The sequence below is a fragment of the Xenorhabdus hominickii genome (assembly GCF_002632725.1).
Classification (GTDB): Bacteria; Pseudomonadota; Gammaproteobacteria; order Enterobacterales; family Enterobacteriaceae; genus Xenorhabdus; species Xenorhabdus hominickii.
In genome coordinates, this window is record NZ_NJAI01000004.1 from 79200 (window position 1) to 84358 (window position 5159).

7 protein-coding genes and 1 tRNA gene are annotated in these 5159 nt (G+C 39.8%); 3 read left to right on the top strand and 5 right to left on the bottom strand.

The window, feature by feature from the left end:
* The coding region (locus Xhom_RS12815) for an IS1 family transposase (protein ID WP_244590771.1) at positions 1-198 on the top strand (198 nt) is incomplete at its 5' end.
* Between the two features lie 16 nt (positions 199-214).
* On the opposite strand, the gene Xhom_RS42805 is transcribed toward Xhom_RS12815, so the two are convergent.
* Both Xhom_RS42805 and Xhom_RS12825 read right to left on the bottom strand, forming a co-directional pair.
* Complete coding sequence (locus Xhom_RS42805) at positions 215-424, bottom strand: GNAT family N-acetyltransferase (RefSeq protein ID WP_335673757.1); 210 nt, start codon at positions 422-424, stop codon at positions 215-217.
* A gap of 225 nt (positions 425-649) precedes the next feature.
* Complete coding sequence (locus tag Xhom_RS12825) at positions 650-1153, bottom strand: GNAT family N-acetyltransferase (protein WP_069315336.1); 504 nt, start codon at positions 1151-1153, stop codon at positions 650-652.
* Positions 1154-1307: 154 nt separating this feature from the next.
* Here Xhom_RS12825 and Xhom_RS12830 point away from each other — a divergent pair, with 154 nt between their 5' ends.
* Positions 1308-1676, top strand: a complete 369-nt coding sequence (locus Xhom_RS12830; protein WP_069315335.1) for a nuclear transport factor 2 family protein — start codon at positions 1308-1310, stop codon at positions 1674-1676.
* Positions 1677-1735: 59 nt separating this feature from the next.
* Here the strand turns inward: Xhom_RS12830 and cycA are convergent, their stop codons facing one another.
* Positions 1736-3142, bottom strand: a complete 1407-nt coding sequence (gene cycA, locus Xhom_RS12835) for a D-serine/D-alanine/glycine transporter (RefSeq protein ID WP_069315334.1) — start codon at positions 3140-3142, stop codon at positions 1736-1738.
* Between the two features lie 232 nt (positions 3143-3374).
* On the opposite strand from cycA, the gene Xhom_RS12840 reads away from it, so the two are divergent.
* A tRNA-Lys gene (locus Xhom_RS12840) sits at positions 3375-3450 on the top strand.
* Between the two features lie 14 nt (positions 3451-3464).
* On the opposite strand, the gene Xhom_RS12845 is transcribed toward Xhom_RS12840, so the two are convergent.
* Together Xhom_RS12845 and Xhom_RS36585 are read right to left on the bottom strand one after the other, a co-directional pair.
* On the bottom strand, positions 3465-4622 hold the full coding sequence (locus Xhom_RS12845) for a site-specific integrase (protein ID WP_232326342.1): 1158 nt from the start codon (positions 4620-4622) through the stop codon (positions 3465-3467).
* Entirely contained in the window at positions 4505-4852 is a 348-nt protein-coding gene (locus tag Xhom_RS36585; protein ID WP_071933909.1) for a helix-turn-helix domain-containing protein, read from the bottom strand. The genes Xhom_RS12845 and Xhom_RS36585 overlap by 118 nt, the downstream gene beginning before the upstream one ends.
* Positions 4853-5159: the final 307 nt, after the last annotated feature.

A 5159-nucleotide genomic window follows, 5' to 3' on the forward strand; every position in this document is an offset into this window, starting at 1 on the left:
GATTATGTTGTTTATGATAACCTTCCCGAGGAAGATCACCTGACTGGAAAGACGTTTACTCAGCGTATAGAGAGAACGAATTTAACTCAGCGTACTCGAATAAAAAGACTGAATAGAAAAACTATCAGTTATTCAAAATCCGAAGAAATGCACGATAAGGTGATAGGAACTTTTATTGAGCGTGAGTACTATTTTTGATATTCAATCTAACTATTTAATACATGACCCCTATTTCTGCTACATGCTTACGTCTTGGATTAGCGTAAGTAGATATTCTCAATGTACCTATCACTTTATTGTCTATTTCAGCAACAAAATAAACATTTCCTTGATATTTATTTTGCTTGAATCGCTCTTGCCAAAATTCATGCGTAGGACACGGACGTTGTAAGGTATTAGAGTAAACATCGGGATGACTATAAATTCGTTAGTAATGTTCTGTATCTTCAGGCTCAGTAGCCCTAATTTTAATTATCATATATATTTTCCATTCCTTAAACTAACAAGTTATGGTCAAAAAATACAAATTAAAATATTTTTTACAAAAAATTAAACTAATAAATTAATTCATAAAAAATAAAAAGGTATCCCTTAATATTTGTTTATCTTATTTGTAGTTTAATTTCAAATTATTATGAATCCAAAAGCATCAAATAAATCGGCTATTGATTAAAGACATTCCCATCACATCACAATATTGACCATTTCTCAGTGCTTCCATACGCCGGATACCTTCCGCTTCAAATCCAAATTTGGTATAAAGGCCGATCGCTTTTTCATTATCAACAAAAACTTCCAACTCGATTCTGATAGCTCCCAACCAATTGAATGCATAATCGATCGCAAATTCCATCATTTTTGATCCTACCCCCCGGCCAGAATAAGCCACATCGACACCAATACCAATGCCCACTGCATGTCTACGTCTTGGATTGGCATGGGTGAATAACCCGATTGTACCCACAACCTTGCCATTTATTTCAGCAACAAAATCAATATCCCCTTGCGCTTTATTTAGCTTCAAACGTTCCCGCCACATTTCATGAGAAGGACATGGACGTTGTAAAGTATTAGAGTAAACATCGGGATGACTAAAAATTCGTTGGTAATGCTCAGCATCTTCAGGCTCAGTAGCCCTAATTATAATTTCCATATTCACCTCTTTTTTACTTGACCCTTTTATAACTACCTGATAAAAAAATAAATGTAAATAGCGTATTAAAAAAATAATTTAAAAATGTATTTCCCTTTATTGATGATATTTGATACCCACTAATTTTCTTTGGTAATCATATGGTTAAGAAAAAATGACTATTTTCGATTTACTCAAATATCTTGAAACCAGTCTCCACGATGAAAAAAGAAATAATGCCGATTGGCTTAATACTGTATTACATGATGATTTTCTAGAAATAAGTAAATCAGGTCATATTTATACTAAGAAAATCGTGGTTGATGGATTAACTTCAGAAATAAAAACTGTCTCACCGATTTTTTCACAGAGTTTTTTTATAAAATATCTGGATAAAAATATTGTGTTGCTAACTTATCAATCTTACGAAGTAGACCAAATTGGTCATCAATTCAATAAAACACTTCGTTCCTCAATTTGGCAATTAAATTCAAATAATAAGTGGCAACTTAGATTCCATCAAGGAACATTCATGGCTACATAAGATAAAAAAATGGCCCACATTCGGGCCATTGAGAGTTAATGAATGGGATTTTTTATCACTTAGCGATGAAGTCGAATTTTCCTTTTTTTCACAATCTGAAACCCGACCATTAAAATAATGAACCAAACAGGCGTAGCAATTAATGCCTGGCGGGTATCTGGCTGCAGGGAAAGCAATACCAAAACAAAAGCAAAGAAAGCCAGGCATACCCACGACATCACGATACCAAACGGCATCTTATACACTGACGCCTGATGCAGAGCTGGACGGCGTTTTCTGTAAACCAAATAAGAACACAAAATCATGCTCCAAATAAACATAAACAGAATTGCAGAAACCGTTGTTACCAAAGTAAAAACACGCATGACATCAGGAATGAAATAGATCAGAATCACGCCAAAAGAGAGGCACAGACAAGTAAAAATCAATCCCGAAGCTGGAACCGAACGACGAGAGAGACGACTAAACTGCTTTGGAGCATCCCCTTCTTTTGCCAAACCAAACAACATCCTGCTGGTTGAAAAAACTCCACTATTTGCCGAAGAAGCAGCAGAAGTCAGTACCACAAAGTTGACGATACTGGCAGCAGCAGGCAATCCAATCAGGACAAACAACTCCACGAAAGGACTTTTATCCGCAATAATGGTTCTCCACGGCGTGACCGACATAATTACAATCAACGCCAAAACGTAAAACGTAATAATACGGACTGGAATGGCATTAATCGCTTTTGGCAAAGACTTCATCGGATTTTTAGTTTCCGCAGCAGCAGTCCCCACCAATTCAATACCAACAAAAGCAAATATCGCTATCTGGAACCCAGCAAAAAAGCCGCTCAACCCCATTGGAAACATGCCACCATCATTCCAGACATTAGAAAGAGTAGCAACGTGTCCCGCTGGCGATTGGAAATGGATGCCAATCAAAATACCCCCTGTAACAATCAACGCTACAATGGCAATGATTTTGATCATGGCAAACCAGAACTCCAGTTCTCCAAATAGTTTTACCGTCGCGAGATTCAGAGTCAGCAATACCAGAACACACAAGAGCGAAGTTCCCCACTCGGGAAAATGAGGAGTCCAATATCCGACATAAGCAGTGATAGCGACAATATCAGCAATACCAGTAATGACCCAGCAAAACCAGTAAGTCCAGCCCACAAAAAAACCTGCCCACGGCCCCAATAAATCCGCAGCAAAATCACTAAACGACTTATAGTGCAGATTGGAAAGCAATAACTCTCCCATTGCACGCATAACAAAAAACAGCATAAACCCGATAATCATATAAACAAAAATGATTGACGGCCCCGCAAGGGAGATAGTTTTGCCTGATCCCATAAACAGGCCAGTACCGATGGCACCACCAATCGCGATTAGCTGTATATGTCGGTTGGTGAGACTTCGCTGTAGATGCGAGTCTCCAGTTTCAGGAGTGTGGAGGGGTTGTATTTTTTCTTCCATAGTTATATCCAATTTATTCTCACAGCATGGCCTTAATACCCTCAAGCTGTGCTTAAGGGAACATTGTGACATAGACAACCACGGTATTAACAGAAGGATTTCACACGAAAAACCAGACGATTATAATTCAGCCAATCAAAACAGATAGTGCATTGTGTATGTTTTATTCACTTAATAAAAAAGTGGGCCCCCATTGACGTCGAGTTGTTGCTGGAGAATAATTACTTGCATTGGGTTGTTAGCTCAGTTGGTAGAGCAGTTGACTCTTAATCAATTGGTCGGGAGTTCGAGCCTCCCACAACCCACCAATATTATCAATAGATTACATACCAATTATCTTATCATCAATTGAGTCTTGGGACGCAGATGGGACATGAGCACTAAAAATCACATCTATCTGTCTTGCATGTTCAGTTAGATGGTTTGGTGCCAAATGAGCATATCGTCTCACCATTTCGATTGATTCCCAGCCACCCATTTCTTGCAAAATGGATAACGGTACGTCAGACTGAACTAACCAACTAGCCCATGTATGGCGTAGGTCATGGAATCGGAAATCTTCTATCCTTGCCCTCTTTAGCGCAGAATTCCACGACCTATTATTATCAACACGCATTTTCCTGATTGCTGGCGTCATGGTTCCATCATGCCGACTTGATGCTGTTTTATGTACAAAGACCCACTTATGATGGTTCCCAATCTGATCACGGAGAACCTGACAGGCAGTATCATTTAAAGCAACCCCAATTGCTTTACCCGATTTACTGTCCTCAGGATTCACCCATGCTACCTTCCGTTGCATATCGATTTGCTGCCATTCTAGGTCAATAATATTTGATCTTCGCAACCCTGTAGCTAATGCAAACCTAACAACAGATTTCAGCGGTTCAGGGCATTCAGATATCAACCTTATTGCCTCGTGTGGCTCCAGCCATCGGATGCGCTTATTCTTTGGCTGGTTTACTTTTATGATTGGAGCTTTATCTATCCATTTCCATTCTCGTTCAGCAGCTCTGAGAATGGACTTTATTAATGCTAAGTATGATGATTTAGTGGACTGTGATGCTGACTTAGGAACATAAACAGGAATATCTTTCCCTTTTTTGATACACGCCTCTTTTCTTGCTAGCCATCTGGCTAATACCGCTCTATTCTGCAATTTGCTAATAGCGGTATAAACTCTCGACGAGGTGATATCCCTTAACAGGCATCCCGAAAAATGATCTACCCAAAAACCCATTAGGCTCTTATCAGTATCAAGCGACTTTTTCGCTGATTTTTCTTCCAGCCACCTGACGCATGCTTCCTCAAATGTGATGTCAGGGTAATCACCGAGCTTATCAACTCGCCATAAGTCAGCCCTTAATTTGTCGTGCAGTTCCTGCGCCTGCCGCCTGTCCTCTGTGCCAAGAGATTGTTTAATTCTCTGACCACCCGGGATCGTGATATCGGCGTACCAAGTCTTGTTTCTGCGGAATATTGACATTTATAACCTTCCTTAACGTCAACCGCGCTCACTTTTATAGTGTGGATCGGATTATTGAGCGCAGCAATGCAATTTTGTCGAGTGATAAGATACGGGGACTGTTTTTTGGTTGGGTCTTTTCTTGCTGCCACTAATCGACCTGTTCTAATCCAATTACGCAATGTTGGTGGTGAGACGCCAACAAAATTACATGCTTCATCAAATGTCAGAGGATATCTATCCATCTTTCGTCTCCTTATCAATCATATCGACGTAGTATCGCAGCCGCATCACAGGCTGAAATTTGCTCCTTTGATATGACGACATAGCGATTTCAAATCGGGGAAGGTGTTTGGTGAGTATTTCGGTAGTTTGCTGATCGGTGCGTTTCTTGAGTCTGAGTAATTCGTTGCGGCACTCCCTTGCCACCTGTCGTCGTCCGTTCTCGAATTCGTTAGTCATTGGTGATGAAGTTGACTCCGTTAATAAATTCGATATTGTTTACGGGTGATTCATTACCGTATAAATCCCAGCCGTCCATTGACTCACGGG

Excerpts from the sequence above, each read along its gene's own strand:
- Xhom_RS12825 (WP_069315336.1), bottom strand. The coding sequence starts at position 1,153 with ATGGAAATTATAATTAGGGCTACTGAGCCTGAAGATGCTGAGCATTAC.
- Xhom_RS12830 (WP_069315335.1), top strand. The coding sequence starts at position 1,308 with ATGACTATTTTCGATTTACTCAAATATCTTGAAACCAGTCTCCACGAT.
- cycA (WP_069315334.1), bottom strand. The coding sequence starts at position 3,142 with ATGGAAGAAAAAATACAACCCCTCCACACTCCTGAAACTGGAGACTCG.
- Xhom_RS36585 (WP_071933909.1), bottom strand. The coding sequence starts at position 4,852 with ATGGATAGATATCCTCTGACATTTGATGAAGCATGTAATTTTGTTGGC.